The sequence below is a fragment of the Chryseobacterium sp. II3a genome (assembly GCF_057815135.1).
In genome coordinates, this window is sequence record NZ_JBYPZJ010000006.1 from 34,266 (window position 1) to 49,192 (window position 14,927).

Sequence of the window (14,927 nt, forward strand, 5' to 3'; positions counted from 1 at the left end):
TGATGGCTAAGAGAAATAAAAAAACGGAAAAATTGCAAAATGACCGATATATTTGAAAATTATCTATCCTTAACAAATAGATTATCAGCAGAAGAAATTAATTTTTCTGCGCAGTTCTTTAAGCTAATCCGCCTAAAAAAAGGAGAATTTTTTATTCAAGAAGATGAACCTTGTCGTTATATAGGATTTATAGCTGGCGGGGCTGTAAAAGCATATGCTATTGATAAAGAAGGAAATGAAAATATAACCTGCTTTAAGTTTGAAAATGAATTTGTCACCTCATTTCAGGAGTTTGTGAAGCAGGAGAAGTCCAGAAGATGTATCAGGGCTATAGAAGATAGTATAGTCTATAGAATAAATTTCCCGGATTATCAACATTTACTGGATAAGGTGGGTGCATGGAATGAAGTTATAAAATTGGTGATGGAAAAGGAGTATATTCAAAAAGAACTTTATCTGCTGAATTACAATAATAGATCGGCTGTAGATAAATATCGTCACGTCCTTTCTGATGAGCCAATGCTTGTTCAGCGTGTAACAACGCAGGATCTGGCATCGTATTTGGGCATCACGCAGCGATCACTTACACGGGCTAAGGGACAAATCCATAAACCTAACGTGTTATAGGACAAATGTCCTTATGTCGTCCTGATCGGTGCTGTAGATTTGCACAAAAAAACTATGTTACGTCAAATTGCTCCTGAAGTATTTCAGATTCCACTGATGCCGCGAAACAGTATCAACAGCTATATTATTGAAGGTGTACTGGTTGACTCCGGAATAAGGAGTTCATATACCACTATAAAGAAAGTTCTCCAGAAAATCCCCGTTTATCAGCATGTGTTGACGCATGCTCATGCAGATCACCAGGGGTGCAGCGATCAGATATGCACGGAGTTCGACATTCCTTTACTCTGTCATCCCAACGAAGTTTTTAGGACCGAAACAGGTATGGTAACTCATGACTATCCAGTCCCGGAACATTGGGTAGCAATGCTTCAGCAAAAGTATTGGGCAGGGCAGGGACATAAAGTTGACAGGACAATTGCAGAAAATGATAGGATCGGAAATTTTCGGGTAATAGAAACTCCCGGACATTCGGCTGGGCATATCTCTTTATTTCGTGAATGGGATGGAGTGCTGATTATCGGAGATGCGGCAACCAATATGAATATTCTTACTACAGTAACAGGCCTGAGGCTTCCTCCAAATATGTTTACCTCGGATCAGCAACGCAATATCAAATCACTCAAGAAGCTGGCAGAGTTGAACCCTTCCGTTATTTGTTTCGGTCACGGACCCGTATTGAAAAATACAGATCAGAAGTTTGAAAGATTTGTAGCTAAATGCAGTGATATTATTTAAAATTTGACCTTAGAGTAATTATGCTTAAAAGAAGAAATATTTTATACTTTTCTTGAACTATAGACTTTGTGACCGCAGAAGGATTCGAACCTTTGTCATCCCGATAAAAAAATCGGGATACTCTATCCTTATTGATTTAAGTTTTAGAATTAAGTAAGCGGAATGTAATAAAACAAAAAACCTCACCATAAAATGACGAGGTCTTTGGGAACTTGGCAGGATTATCTTCGAACTCTTTGGTTGTTGATCTTAATTGGATTTTACTAGTATTTTATTGATTATCATATGTATGGGTAAAATGAGCCCTTTTTAGAGCAGATTTTATAAGTTTTAGATTTTTGAGTTTTTATTTTCACCGAAGATATATAGTATGACAATGAACTCAATTGATAAATTAGAATACTGCGGATTATTGGTCTGCCGTATTAAGTTATAAGGAATTGCATTAATTATTGTCAAACATATCGGTTCCTTGATACTTTTTATAATTATTGTAAGAAAACCTCTTGTTATTAACCCTCATATTAGACGAACGAAGTTGGATTTTTATCTGGAATAAAAATATCAGAGTATGGTAACTAATTGAAATATTGTATGGTATTGTTTTTTGTCTTGAGATTTTTGCACAATATCATCAATGAAAATCTATTACATTTTATGAGTTTTTCCTTTTTGGATACAATAATCTGACATTTGATTACACCTGTTTTTTTTATTCGCTGGAACTTTGTACTAATAAAAATAATCATAAAATGAAAGTATTTGTAACAGGAGCTTCGGGCTTCATTGGTTCTGCGATTGTTAAAGAATTAATGGCTTCAGGACATCAGGTCGTAGGCCTGGCACGTTCAGAACAATCAGCAGAAGTAATTCGCAAGGAAGGTGCAGAAGTGTTAAGGGGAAATCTTGAAGACTGGGAAGTTTTAAAGCAGGGTGCCAAAGATTCAGACGGTATTATTCACGCGGGTTTTTTCCATGATTTTACTCAATTTGCAAAGGCTGCGGAAATTGACAAAAATGCGATCAATGCAATGGGAGAGGCATTGATAGGAACAGACAAACCTATTGTAGTAACAGCAGGAATCTTAGGATTACCCCTTATTGAAGGAAATATTACAGAGGAGAGCCTTTCAGCTGGTTTTCCGAGATCTTCCGAAACTACAGCTTTGGCATTGGCTGAAAAAGGCGTAAATGCTTCCGTTATCCGCTTAGCACCGTCGGTTCATGATAAGGGTGACAAAGGTTTTGTTCCGTTTATAATCGGGCAGGCTCGTATCAACAGCTTATCAGGCTACCCTGGTGAAGGATTGAATCGGTGGACGGCTGTTCATCGTTTGGATGCAGCAAGATTATTCCGTCTGGCATTTGAAAAAGGAATCAAAGGAGCAGTATATAATGGTGTGAGTGAAACAGGAATTAAAATGAAAGAAATTGCTGAACTGATTGGCTCAGAACTGAATTTACCTGTTGCATCCCTGTCTGAAGAAGAAACAGCAAAGCATTTTGAATGGCTGAGTAGATTTATAGCTTTTGACAGCCCTGCAACCCATTTTAAAACGAAGGAACTCTTGGGCTGGAAACCTGAACATGTCGGACTTATGGATGACATGAAACAAAATTATTTTTAACCATTTGCGCGTGTCGGAGCAATGTGGAACCATTTTAAAAATCAAAAAATGAAAAAAGTACTTATTACAGGAGCTAATCAGGGGATTGGTTTTGAAACCGCCAAACAGTTAGCACAATTAGGCTATTATGTCTATCTCGGAAGCCGTAATGAAGCCAATGGAATTGAAGCCCGGGATAAATTAAACGAACTGGGATTGGATAATGTAGAGTTTATTCAATTGGATGTTACGGATATTGATTCGGTAAGATCTGCCAAAGAAAAACTGGAGGCTAAAGAACAGCAGTAGGATGTGTTGATCAACAATGCGGCTATTGTAGGCGAACAGCCGCAGAATATGTCTGCAAATAATCTCAATAATTTAAGAAATGTTTTCGAAACCAATTTTTTTGGTGCTGTGCAGACCACCCAACAGTTTATTGATTTGCTGGAAAAGTCAGATGAACCACGGATTATTAATGTTTCAAGTCCTTTAGGTTCCCTGTCCGTTCAAAGCAATTCTCAAAATCTTAATTATAGGATATACGATGCATACAGCTCTTCTAAAACAGCATTGAATGCTTTTACCCTGTTGCTGGCCAAAGAATTTCAAGATACCCATTTTAAAATATTAAGCGTTGAACCAGGCTACACAGCCACTAACCTTAATCAGTATCAGGGGACACAAACAGCAGAACAGGCAGCAGGTATAATTGTGAAATTTTCCACTTTATCTGACGTACCAACCGGTAAATTTTTTGACAGAAATGGAGATGAATTGCCTTGGTAGAACAAACATTGAATGTATAAGCAATTAACAAGAAAAATAAAATTAAATTTGTGTTATGGAGCAAAGAGAGACACAAAGAATAAAAACAATTAGCGAATTCCACAGATTGCGTGGTTTACCAAATCCTGAGCATCCGCTTGTCAGTATTATTGATTATTCTTCTATCAAAAGGCCCGCTAACATTGATGAAGTAAATCTGATTTTAGATTTCTATATGATTTCCTTAAAGAGAGGAATTGGTGGTAAAATGTTTTATGGACAACAGGAGTTTGATTTTGATGACGGGCTCATGGCATTTATGGAGCCCAACCAGGTTTTCAGAATTCAATCTGATCCTACCAGCAAAGAAGAGCGTTCAGGCTGGCTGTTGCTTATTCATCCTGATTTTTTGTGGAATACGGCACTTGCTAAAGGCATCAGGAGATATGAGTATTTTGATTATTCAGTGAATGAAGCACTGTTTCTTTCCGAAAAGGAACAAAAAACGTTGAATAGCATTATTGATAACATTAAACAGGAATATCAAACGAATATAGACCGGTTCAGTAAGCAGATTATCATTTCACAGATTGAAAGCCTGCTTAATTATTCAGAAAGATTTTACAATCGTCAGTTCATAACAAGGGAAAAAAGCAATCATCAGATTCTTGAAAAGCTAGAGAAACTACTTGATGAATATTTTGAACATAAGATTGCAGAGAAAGGATTGCTTTCAGTACAGTTTATTGCAGATGAGCTCAATATTTCCCCTAAATATTTAAGCACTTTACTGAAAACACTTACTGGACAAAATACACAACAGCATATACACAACAAATTGATAGAAGTAGCCAAAGAAAAATTATCCACCACAAATTTATCTGTCAGTGAAATTGCTTATGAAATGGGATTTGAACATTCTCAGTCATTCAGCAAGTTGTTTAAAAGCAAGACAGCCCAAAGTCCGCTGGAATTCAGAGGAAGTTTCAACTGATTGTTTTATCATAACTTAATCATTAAAATTAGTATTCAAATGAACTCTAAATATCTAAGGTGTAAAAGTTTGGGTTATATACTTTCATGGGTATAAAAAAAGAGACAACTTTTTAAAAGCTGTCTCTTTAAGTGAGCGCGAAAGGATTCGAACCTTTGACCGTCTGCTTAGAAGGCAGATGCTCTATCCAGCTGAGCTACGCACCCTTAGTTTAAAAAGTCGGGGCGGCAGGATTCGAACCTGCGACCTCCTGGTCCCAAACCAGGCGCGATGACCGGACTACGCTACGCCCCGATAAGGTCATCTTTAATGAATTTTACTTCATTGTTTTAATTGAAAAAAGCAAAATGCTTTCAGGAATTAAAATTAATAAACCCACATAAATTATGAGTCTTTTTGTGAGCGCGAAAGGATTCGAACCTTTGACCGTCTGCTTAGAAGGCAGATGCTCTATCCAGCTGAGCTACGCACCCTTAGTTTAAAAAGTCGGGGCGGCAGGATTCGAACCTGCGACCTCCTGGTCCCAAACCAGGCGCGATGACCGGACTACGCTACGCCCCGATTAAAGATCATCATTAACGAGTTTTACTTCGTTTTTGCGGTTGCAAAGGTACAATACTTTTTGAAATAAAAAAATAAATTTCAGGATAATTTTTAATTAAATTTCTCAGAATTTTTTTTGTTAACTTTACTTGATTAATAACCATGGATTTAGGTTGTCAGAGGAATTTTACATTTTTTTATGGTTCAATAGCGTATCCACAAATTTTGTCATTATAATTTTTAAAATTTAAAAATATAAGAACTCATGATTTTCATAAAATAGATCTTTCCATTCTTGAAAAAGTATTTTAAAATGGTGACATCAACTATGAAATTTATAAAGAAACAGAAGGAATAAATTGATGCCATATTTTTTAAAAAAAACTTAATAATTATATGAATTACTTTGTATATGCACTTGAGCATATTTATACAGATGAAGCTCACGCAGCTTGTAAATTTCTAGGATATTTTGATGATACAGAACTGCTCGAAAAAGCAAAAGAAAAAGCGTTAACTTTACCTGGATTTAGAAAATATCCTGATGGACTTACTATTAGAAAATATGAATTAAATAAAATTCATTGGCAAAATGGCTTTAATAGCGTTGTCGGAGAAATTGGACGGGATTATTTAAATGAAGAAGATGTAATTAATGAAGAGAGTAAATCAATAAAAGAATTGAATTTACAATATATTTTTCAAGTTAGTCATACTTATACTATCAATACTTTTTTAGATGATGAGAGGATTATTGGTGTTTTTTTAGATGAAAACCACGCAAATGATGCTGTTAATAATTGTAAAAAGAAAGATGGATTTAAAAATTATCCGGATGATTTTATAGTGGGACGGTTTACTTTAAACAATTTGTTATGGATTTCCGGATTTTAAATTTATAAAAAATTAAGAGGAGTCTAATTAGTTTTAGTTTTTCCTCTCCCGCACTATTTTATCATATGATAAATAAACCAAACCCCTCAATAACGAGGGGTTTTAATTTTGCTAGAAAAATCTGTTGGCTTCAATCAAATCTTAATTTAGATTCCTGATAAAGTCTCAATACTTTCCCTTTAATCCCTATATTTGCCACATGAAACGATTAATGTTGATGAACTTGCTTTTCCCGGCAATCCTATTTTCACAAACAAGCGGAAAAGTAATCAAAATCTCAGATGGAGATACCATTACAGTACTTTTAAAAGGCAATACACAAAAGAAACTTAGATTGGCAGAAGTAGATTGTCCGGAAAACGGGCAGGCCTTTGGAAAAAATGCCAAGCAATTCACCTCTTCACAGGTATTTGGAAAAACGGTTAAGTTCAAAGAGACCAGTACAGACCGTTACGGGCGTTCTATTGCCAAAATTTATTATGATAATGATAAATACCTTTCCAAAGAGGTTATCAAAGCTGGAATGGGGTGGTGGTACTTTTCTTACTCCAAAGATGATTCTTTAGGGAAATTGCAGGAAAAGGCTCAACAAAATAAGATTGGGCTTTGGCAGGATGTAAAAGCCGTTGCTCCTTGGGAATACAGAAAAATGAAACGGGAGCAATCGAAAAATAAAAAGATACAAGCTGCTAAAACCCAATCAAAAATAAAAGAAACAGTTTAAAATAGAAATGGCCTTGGAAATTATTCTGAGGCTTTTTTATGTTCATAAAATAGCTGAACTGAACACAAGTCTAATTTATTATATTTGTGACACAGATACTTATAATACTTAATAGATTGGTGATCTGTACAATTGAAAAATTAAACCATGAGACAGACTGCTATTTTCATCCTATCGTTCTTTTTTTGTATACAAAGTTTAGCTGGGCAGGTAAAGAGGATTTCTATTGATAGTATTTCAACTTTTTATAATGAATTTAAAACAGAGTCTGAAAAGAATATAGGACTTTGGAATAAAGATCTCTATGGCCCAATCCTTTTAATTGATTCAAAGACAAGAGAGATTTTTGCCAATGAATCTGATGTCAATGATGTTTTAAAAGCAGATAGAAATGTCTATATGGGAGTTTTACCTGATAAAATTAATATTGCAAATACCGCTGTAGACTGTAATGGGAAACGGTGGGCGATGATTATGCTGCCGCTTCCTAAAAATAAATATAGCAGAATCGGTTTACTGGCCCATGAGTCTTTTCATCGTATACAGCCATCATTAGGTTTTGAATTAAACAATGTTGAAAACAATCATCTGGATCAGAAAGAAGGTAGAATTTATCTTCGTTTAGAACTTGAAGCCTTGAAAAAAGCAGTACAATCTGTTTCAAAAAAAGAATTACAGGAACACCTTACGAATGCACTTACTTTCAGGAAATACAGACATAGCATTTATGATGGTTCTCAAGGCAGTGAAAACCTTTTGGAACTTAATGAAGGTATGGCGGAATTTACCGGAGTGATAGTGAGTGGTAGAAATAAGACACAAACAGCTGCTTTTTTAGTAGAGGGGATTAATGATTTTTTTAAGAATGCAACATTTGTGCGCTCATTTGCTTACCACACAGTACCTGTTTATGGGTATTTACTTTATAATAAAGATAAAAGCTGGAATAAAAAAATCACGGGAAAAACTGATTTGACAGATTATTTTAGTAAAGCATTCAATATTAAACTCTCTTCTGATTTAAAAGAAATGGTAAGCAGATTAACTGATCATTACAACGGTTCAACAATCATTGAAGAAGAAACAAAAAGAGAAGAAAAAACCAAAAAACGTATTGCTGAATATAAATCCAAATTTATTGACCAGCCTCATCTTGAAATAAAGTTCGAAAAGATGAATGTCTCTTTTGATCCGAGAAATATAGTACCAATTGAAGATAAAGGAACCGTTTATCCTAATATCAGAGTCACAGATCAATGGGGAATTCTGACTGTTGAAAATGGAGCATTGATGAGTTCAAACTGGGATAAGATCTCAATTTCTAATCCTATAAAGATAGAAGAGGGAAAAATATCAGGTGATGGCTGGATCCTGGAATTGACTGAGAGATATAGCATCGAGAAAAATGAAGCAAATGCTAACTTTATGCTGGTAAAAAAGAAAGATCTTCAGAAGAAATAAACTGCAATCTATAAACGAAAAACTCATCATTTTTATGGTGAGTTTTTTGAATTAAACTTAAAAACAGACTAAAAATATGTTGATTCTGAGAGGTTTTTCCATACCTCCATTTCCTCTGTTTGTTGAGTGGTTTTATTAGGCATCAATTCTTAAGAAAATATGTATAGAAGGATAGGATGTATTTTTAAGGATAATGAAAGCATTAGCAATCTTATCGGGATTACCTTGCTGTTGAGCTAATAGATAAGGCTGTTTAATTGCTTATGAACCTTTCAGAAATATAAAATAAAACCTTATGGCAATATTGGTTTTGGGTATTTGAAGCAAATTTGTCAACAAATTAAAAACGAAATGAGTAAAACAATTGTAATCATAGAGGTAATGCCTGCATCCAAACACACATTATACTCTTCATACCATCAATAAAATGCATAGTCAGTAATTATCTATACTGTACAATATTGTTTTGATGATGATTCTAATTTCAGGAATGGCCACTTTAAGCAAAGAAAGACTTTAATATTACGCTAAAAACAAAATTTATATAACGAAAAGAAATTAAGGAATCAAATATAGAATTTTTGATAAAAACTCCGAAGAATACTTAAGGTCAAACTATTGATAAAAACATAATAAAAAACACAAGTGATGAAAAAAGATAACCGTAAAATGAGCTTAATCTATGAATGTTGATCTAAAAAATATACATATTGGCTCTTTGATTAGTTTACGTATTGAAGAATGTAAGATGGAAGTATTTAGAATCTGCAATTTTTTAAAATGTACTAAAGATGAATTGAATTCAATGCTTTTGAAAAAGAACTTAGATACTGAAATACTATTGAAATTTAGCATATTGCTGGAGTATGATTTTTTTCGGCTCTATTCCCAATATTTGATTCTTTATGCCCCGCCAGCCAGAGCTGATTATATCCGTAATGAAAACACAAAAAGCAAGCTTCCTCAATACAGAAAAAACATTTATACACGCGAATTGGTGGATTTTATTCTTGAACAGATCGAAAATGGGAATAAAACAAAAGTACAAATTATAGAAGAATACAGAATTCCTAAATCTACACTCTATAAATGGCAAAACAAATATCAACAAGCAAAAAAAGCCAATAGATAGTCTTATATACAGAGAAAATACATTTCGGTTATCGAATTATATCTATGGCGCTAAGTCGCTTTATATCTTGTAAATGCAGTATTTTTGACCGCAGAATTATGTGAAAAAAATTATGAAAAACACACCTGATTATAAAAAAATATACAGTGATATTATCAATATAAAGTATCCTGAAAAAGAAGAGGTATGTAAGATTTTTTTATCTAAAGAAAATTTATCGGTATTGGATGTTATACACATCAATAAAGTTCTGTTTAATACCAATTCCAGAGAAAGTACTCAATTCAACCAAAGACACCGTTTTTATGATGTATCAACAATATCTCATATGTTGGATTATCAGAAAAAACATCAGCTAAATAATTCTCAGCTTGCTAAACATTTTAAGTTAAGCAGAAATACCATAACCAAATGGAAAAGCCAGGTTCTGTTGTAAAGAACTCCAATCTTACTTCAGTCAATCACCTGAATTTTTATAAAATTCAATCCAATTATACAAATGAAAAAGAAAATTCGTTTTCTAATACTCGTCTTAGGAGTAATTTATCCATGTACTGACCTTGTGAATGCCCAAATTGGGATAGGGACATCTAATCCTCAGGCAGCTTTACATATAGATGGAGCTAAAGACAATTCAACCAGTGAAACATTATCTGCAGTACAGATATCCAATGATGTTGTGGTGAACAAAACAACAGGTTTTATTGGAGTAGGAGTTTTAAAACCTCTTGTAAAACTTGACATGAGATCACAGGGAACAGAAAATGCCTTAGGTCTCAGTACTACTACCATGACTGCAGCTGGTGCGGGTGCCGGAGCTGTAAGGTATGATGTAGTAAATGTTCCTATAGGAGCAAAAATTGAAGTGTCAGATGGTTCGGTATGGCACAAAGCATATATAGCTCCTCAAAAAGTGGTGATTGTTGCCCGTAAAGTGAGCAGCCAGTCAATAACGCAAAATACAGCTACCAATATCAGCAATTGGAATGTGGTACGTGATATGAGCAGTAATTTTGATGGAACAACAGGGGTGTTCACTGCTCCCCGTAATGGTACATATACTTTTTTGCTAACCTTTAATTTTAATGGAGCTGTGATTAATGATGGCAGCAGAGTAGAATCTCAATTTTATAATACAACAACCAACACGGTGCTGGCGAGTGTTTACAAAACCTTCGGGCAATCCATGACAGGGACTTCAGATGATGCGAATTCTACCCGATCTACACAGGCCGGAGGCTCTAGTACAGTTACACTTACTTTGACCGCTGGTACAACGGTTGTAACAAGACTATGGCACAATCTGGTTTCAAGTGGTGCGATAGCGCTCAGAGTGACCAGTAATTCTGCAGATCCAACTAATCCGGATGACGGATTCAATAACTTAACCATTATAGAACATTAAAAGATAGATTACTATGAAGAATAAAATCAATATTGTATATCAGGTACTTGCCTGTATTCTATTTTTTTACTCATCTAAGACAGCTGCACAAGTAGGATTTTTTACCTCTAGCCCCTCACAGCCTTTACAAATAGATGCAGCAAAAGACAATGGGGCAAATCCTGATGCAGCAAAGCTTTCCAATGACGTAGTTGTAGATGCTAATGGTAATTTGGGAATTGGTGTTTTAAATCCTATAACCAAAGTAGATCTTCGTTCAACGGACAATAAGGGGCTTATTGGTCTAGGAACCGGTACACAAACACCCGCTGAAGCAGGTGCAGGGGCCATACGCTATAATACAGGCGGCTTTTTGGAATATTCTGATGGTGAACAATGGATCGCCTTGCCTCTTAACCCGCCTACCAAAGCACTTGTCAACGCCAATAAAAGTTCTGCCCAAAGTATAGGAGCTAATAGTACAACCTATATATCCGGATGGACTGAAACGGTAGATCTGGGTACTACTCCGAATGGTGATTTTGATCCTTCTACAGGTGTTTTTACAGCTCCCCGTGACGGATTTTATCTGGTATCTTTCAATATTACCTTAGCTAATGGCAATATTCCAAAGAACACTTATATAGAGACAGCAATAGAAAGCAGCCGGAATGTTGAGAATATTCAAACATTCAAAACAATCAATTCTTACCCTGCATTTCAGGCTGGAGCTGTAAGTAATTATATAAGTGGAAATTGCAATGCTATTTTTAATCTTAAAACAGGCAACACTATTAAATTCAGTGTAAAGCACAATATAAGTTCCGAAAGAAATACCTTAAATGATGGTAAACTAAATAACCTAAGTATTAGTGAACTATAAAAAACAAATAATGATGATGCAAAATAATATAAAGAATTTAATCAGAGTATCCGTACTAATGCTTTTCTGGGCAGGGCAGGGCAATGCACAAATAGGGTTAGGAATAGAAAATCCTACCAACCCTGTTGAAATTAAAACTGATGCTGGGAAGATTATTGTTGATAACACCGGAAAGCTTGGTGTTTTGGTTGCCAACCCAAAAGTTGCCGTAGATTTACGCAGCGGAAATAATGGAGCAGTGGCAGTGGGAAATACCAATAAAACGGCGGTGCAGGCTGGTGCTGGAGCATTAAGATATGTTGCAAGCCCTGCTATAGGTGTGAAAGGTTATTTAGAATTTTCAGATGGGACCAATTGGGTTAGTTTTTTTCCAAAAGGAAAACCGCGTATTATTGTAATGGCGAGTAAGACCAGTCAGGATACGTATGTATTTGAAAGTGGTACCCCTTCAGAGATTGGTCCTAAATCTGGCATTATGCAAAGGAGATCCTCATATCTGACCAATTGGGGAGAAAAGCTAGATTCTGATTCAGGTGTTCCCACCGATAACTTTAACCCAGTCACTGGTGAGTTTATCGCTCCCCGAACCGGCGTATACTTTGCCACTTTTACATTTGCATTACAATCCAGCCAGGTCAACACGGGAGGAAATAATCAAACAGAAGCGATCTGGGAGGTTAGAAATCAGGCAGGTACCATTACTCAGAGAGTAAAAACAAATAATGGATACGCGTCCGATACAGGTGCTGCTCCAAATGCAGTACCTGTTGGTTCAGCATGTACAGTGAGTGTTTACTTAAATAAAGGAGATAAATTAAGACCATTTACATGGGTTACCGTAGCATTTGATGGCACAATCAGCCAATTCGATATTTCAGATAGCGGAGCTTATAATTCACTTACCATTGTGGAACAGTAATCTCTTTTAACTAAACTTTATACTTTTTAAATATTAAATAATTCATCTATGGTATTGGACTTTCAGACAATATAAAATAGAGCTGTAGGGCAATATTGGCTTTGCATAATTTAAGCAACTTTGTTATAGAATTTAAACAAACATTAAATGAGCAAGACAATTTTAATTACAGGAGCTGCAAGTGGTTTTGGAAAAATCGCTGCATTTGATCTAGCCCGAAAAGGGTATAAAGTAATTGCTACGGCACAGGTCTATCCCCAAATGAGTGACCTTATCCGTGAAGCAAAGGAATTGGGTGTTGAATTGATCGCTGATAAGTTAGACGTCTCCAATTCTCGCGATATCAAATACGTTGTAGACAAGTACGATGTAGATATTCTGATAAGCAATGCAGGAATTATGGAAGGAGGGCCAATTGCTGAACAGCCTTTAGAACTTATTCGTTCCATGTTTGATGTGAATGTTTTCGGAGGTCTGGAGCTGGCTCAGGGTTTCATTAAGAAATGGGTGGAGCAGAAGAAAGCGGCAAAGATTGTGTTTACAACTTCTATGGGAGAATTATGGACTGTTCCATATGTGGCAGCTTATTGCTCATCAAAACACGCCATGGGGGCTATTGCTGAGGGGCTGAGAACAGAACTTGCTGATTTTAATATCAAGATTGCAACCTGCAACCCTGGTGTTTTTGGCACAGGTTTTAATGATCGTGGTGTAGATTCAATTTTCAGATGGTATAATCCTGAGACAAATTTCACTCCGTCGTCTGCTTTTGATGGAGCCGCAGAATCTTTAAAACATCAGCTAGATCCACAATCAATGGCTGATTGTATTGTAAATGTAGCTTTGGACGATAATTCCAACTTTAGAAATGTACATCCTAAAGAAACTGAGGATTTTGTTAAGCAGCTGCAGGCAGAAGCTTGGACAGCAAAAAGCTAATTGGTTTTATAACAGCATGGGCAATTTCCTGCCCATGCTTCTTTTATTTAAAATTTAAAAAAATAACATGAATATTACATATAATGAGGCGACTCAGGCATTAGAAGCATCGATAGAAAAGGCTAAGCATTTAGGAATAGCAGTTAGTATAGCAGTTGTAGATACAGGCGGGCATCTGGTTGCCTTTGCAAGGTTGGATAGTTTATATGGAGTGATAGACTTTGCTTTAAAAAAAGCCAGAACAGCAGCGATGTTCGGCGTTGACAGCGATATCATGGGATCTATTATCTCTGGTGCTGAGATGCATGCCTACGGGATGATTAATTCTAATGATGGTCTGCTTACCATTCCGGGAGGAGTAGTCCTAAAGAATAAGGAGGGGAATATGATAGGCGCTATTGGCTGCTCGGGCGGAACAGCAGAGCAGGATAAAGAAATTGCTGCTGCGGGAGCTGATAAATAAAATATTTAATTCTTTACAATTCATATGATGGAACCTGTGTATGAAATAATATTTGATAAGCTGGTATACTCTTGCATTTTTGAAATGCAGAGAGGAGCCGAAGAATATTATCCTGATCATTTTTTAGGATTTCAGCTGGCTGGAGAGACTCACGCTTTTTATGATAATAATACCAATACAGTTATTAAGGAAAATACCGTAGTATTAGTCAAGAGAAACCAGCTGATCCGCACAATAAAGTATCCTTCAAAATCCGGCAACTATAAGTTTATTGCTATTACATTGGATAGTAAGACACTCCAGCATTATGCTTTAGAAAATAAAATTAAGATCAAGGAAGGTTATCAGGGAAAACAGAAACTTTTTTTTGAACCTAATGAATTCTTACACAGCTATTTTATTTCGTTGGCTCCATATATCAACAAAACTAAAGAGGCAACCCCAAAGCTGGCGGAGTTGAAGATCAGAGAAGCTATAGAACTTCTGTTGGATAGCAATCCGGATCTTAAATATGTTTTATTTGATTTCGCCAAACCCCACCTTGTTGATCTCAAAGAATTCATGAATAATAATTTCATGTTTAATATCAGTATAGACGCATTTGCTAAACTGACAGGACGAAGCATTTCTGGGTTTAAGCGAGATTTTGGGAAAGTTTTCAACTGCCCGCCACAACAATGGCTTAGAGAAAAACGTTTGGAAGAAGCTTATTATTTAATCAAATACAAGCGAAAAAAGCCAACAGATTTTTATTTAGACCTTGGTTTTGAAAACTTATCACATTTCTACTACTCTTTCAAACAAAAATTTGGCAAAACAACTACCGAAGTACAATATTCTAAAACCTAATA

General features: G+C 35.6%; 15 protein-coding genes, 4 tRNA genes and 1 pseudogene. 16 read left to right on the forward strand and 4 right to left on the reverse strand.

The window, feature by feature from the left end:
- Positions 1-39: 39 nt before the first annotated feature.
- The 5 genes and pseudogenes from AC3HD6_RS15000 (at position 40) to AC3HD6_RS15020 (ending at position 4,734) form a co-directional block, all read left to right on the forward strand.
- Positions 40-627 (forward strand): Crp/Fnr family transcriptional regulator, encoded by a 588-nt coding sequence (locus AC3HD6_RS15000; RefSeq protein ID WP_488897080.1) that lies wholly within the window; start codon positions 40-42, stop codon positions 625-627.
- A 54-nt stretch (positions 628-681) separates the two neighbouring features.
- The gene (locus tag AC3HD6_RS15005) at positions 682-1,365 is read left to right on the forward strand and encodes an MBL fold metallo-hydrolase (RefSeq protein ID WP_488897081.1); all 684 of its coding nucleotides are present in this window, start codon (positions 682-684) and stop codon (positions 1,363-1,365) included.
- 752 nt (positions 1,366-2,117) lie between these two features.
- Entirely contained in the window at positions 2,118-2,993 is an 876-nt protein-coding gene (locus AC3HD6_RS15010; protein ID WP_488897082.1) for an SDR family oxidoreductase, read from the forward strand.
- A gap of 48 nt (positions 2,994-3,041) precedes the next feature.
- Positions 3,042-3,761 (forward strand): annotated as a pseudogene (locus AC3HD6_RS15015) (SDR family NAD(P)-dependent oxidoreductase).
- 55 nt (positions 3,762-3,816) lie between these two features.
- Positions 3,817-4,734: a helix-turn-helix domain-containing protein gene (locus AC3HD6_RS15020; RefSeq protein ID WP_488897083.1), complete on the forward strand. Its 918-nt coding sequence runs from the start codon at positions 3,817-3,819 to the stop codon at positions 4,732-4,734.
- Between the two features lie 132 nt (positions 4,735-4,866).
- Here the strand turns inward: AC3HD6_RS15020 and AC3HD6_RS15025 are convergent.
- From AC3HD6_RS15025 to AC3HD6_RS15040, 4 genes are all read right to left on the reverse strand, one after another.
- Positions 4,867-4,940: transfer RNA gene (locus AC3HD6_RS15025), tRNA-Arg, on the reverse strand.
- 13 nt (positions 4,941-4,953) lie between these two features.
- Positions 4,954-5,028 (reverse strand) — tRNA-Pro (locus AC3HD6_RS15030).
- 105 nt (positions 5,029-5,133) lie between these two features.
- A tRNA-Arg gene (locus AC3HD6_RS15035) sits at positions 5,134-5,207 on the reverse strand.
- 13 nt (positions 5,208-5,220) lie between these two features.
- Positions 5,221-5,295, reverse strand: a tRNA-Pro gene (locus tag AC3HD6_RS15040).
- A 378-nt stretch (positions 5,296-5,673) separates the two neighbouring features.
- Between AC3HD6_RS15040 and AC3HD6_RS15045 the strand changes: the two genes are divergently transcribed.
- The 11 genes from AC3HD6_RS15045 to AC3HD6_RS15095 all read left to right on the forward strand — a co-directional run bounded on the left by AC3HD6_RS15045 (position 5,674) and on the right by AC3HD6_RS15095 (position 14,925).
- The gene (locus AC3HD6_RS15045; protein ID WP_488897084.1) at positions 5,674-6,171 is read left to right on the forward strand and encodes a hypothetical protein; all 498 of its coding nucleotides are present in this window, start codon (positions 5,674-5,676) and stop codon (positions 6,169-6,171) included.
- A gap of 199 nt (positions 6,172-6,370) precedes the next feature.
- The gene (locus AC3HD6_RS15050; protein ID WP_488897085.1) at positions 6,371-6,895 is read left to right on the forward strand and encodes a thermonuclease family protein; all 525 of its coding nucleotides are present in this window, start codon (positions 6,371-6,373) and stop codon (positions 6,893-6,895) included.
- A gap of 147 nt (positions 6,896-7,042) precedes the next feature.
- Positions 7,043-8,356, forward strand: coding sequence for a hypothetical protein (locus AC3HD6_RS15055; protein ID WP_488897086.1), 1,314 nt, complete (start codon positions 7,043-7,045; stop codon positions 8,354-8,356).
- Between the two features lie 811 nt (positions 8,357-9,167).
- The gene (locus tag AC3HD6_RS15060; protein ID WP_488897087.1) at positions 9,168-9,488 is read left to right on the forward strand and encodes a hypothetical protein; all 321 of its coding nucleotides are present in this window, start codon (positions 9,168-9,170) and stop codon (positions 9,486-9,488) included.
- 112 nt (positions 9,489-9,600) lie between these two features.
- Positions 9,601-9,924: a helix-turn-helix domain-containing protein gene (locus AC3HD6_RS15065; protein ID WP_488897088.1), complete on the forward strand. Its 324-nt coding sequence runs from the start codon at positions 9,601-9,603 to the stop codon at positions 9,922-9,924.
- A gap of 63 nt (positions 9,925-9,987) precedes the next feature.
- Positions 9,988-10,893 carry a hypothetical protein gene (locus AC3HD6_RS15070; protein WP_488897089.1) on the forward strand — a complete coding sequence of 302 codons (906 nt, stop codon included), beginning with the start codon at positions 9,988-9,990 and terminating at the stop codon, positions 10,891-10,893.
- A 13-nt stretch (positions 10,894-10,906) separates the two neighbouring features.
- Positions 10,907-11,755, forward strand: a complete 849-nt coding sequence (locus AC3HD6_RS15075; RefSeq protein WP_488897090.1) for a hypothetical protein — start codon at positions 10,907-10,909, stop codon at positions 11,753-11,755.
- Positions 11,756-11,765: 10 nt separating this feature from the next.
- Positions 11,766-12,674 carry a hypothetical protein gene (locus AC3HD6_RS15080; RefSeq protein WP_488897091.1) on the forward strand — a complete coding sequence of 303 codons (909 nt, stop codon included), beginning with the start codon at positions 11,766-11,768 and terminating at the stop codon, positions 12,672-12,674.
- Between the two features lie 147 nt (positions 12,675-12,821).
- Positions 12,822-13,613 carry an SDR family oxidoreductase gene (locus tag AC3HD6_RS15085; RefSeq protein WP_347216337.1) on the forward strand — a complete coding sequence of 264 codons (792 nt, stop codon included), beginning with the start codon at positions 12,822-12,824 and terminating at the stop codon, positions 13,611-13,613.
- 67 nt (positions 13,614-13,680) lie between these two features.
- A complete protein-coding gene (locus AC3HD6_RS15090; RefSeq protein ID WP_488897092.1) occupies positions 13,681-14,076 on the forward strand; it encodes a GlcG/HbpS family heme-binding protein in 396 nt (131 codons plus the stop codon).
- Between the two features lie 24 nt (positions 14,077-14,100).
- Positions 14,101-14,925, forward strand: coding sequence for a helix-turn-helix domain-containing protein (locus tag AC3HD6_RS15095; RefSeq protein ID WP_488897093.1), 825 nt, complete (start codon positions 14,101-14,103; stop codon positions 14,923-14,925).
- The last annotated feature ends 2 nt before the right edge of the window (positions 14,926-14,927 follow it).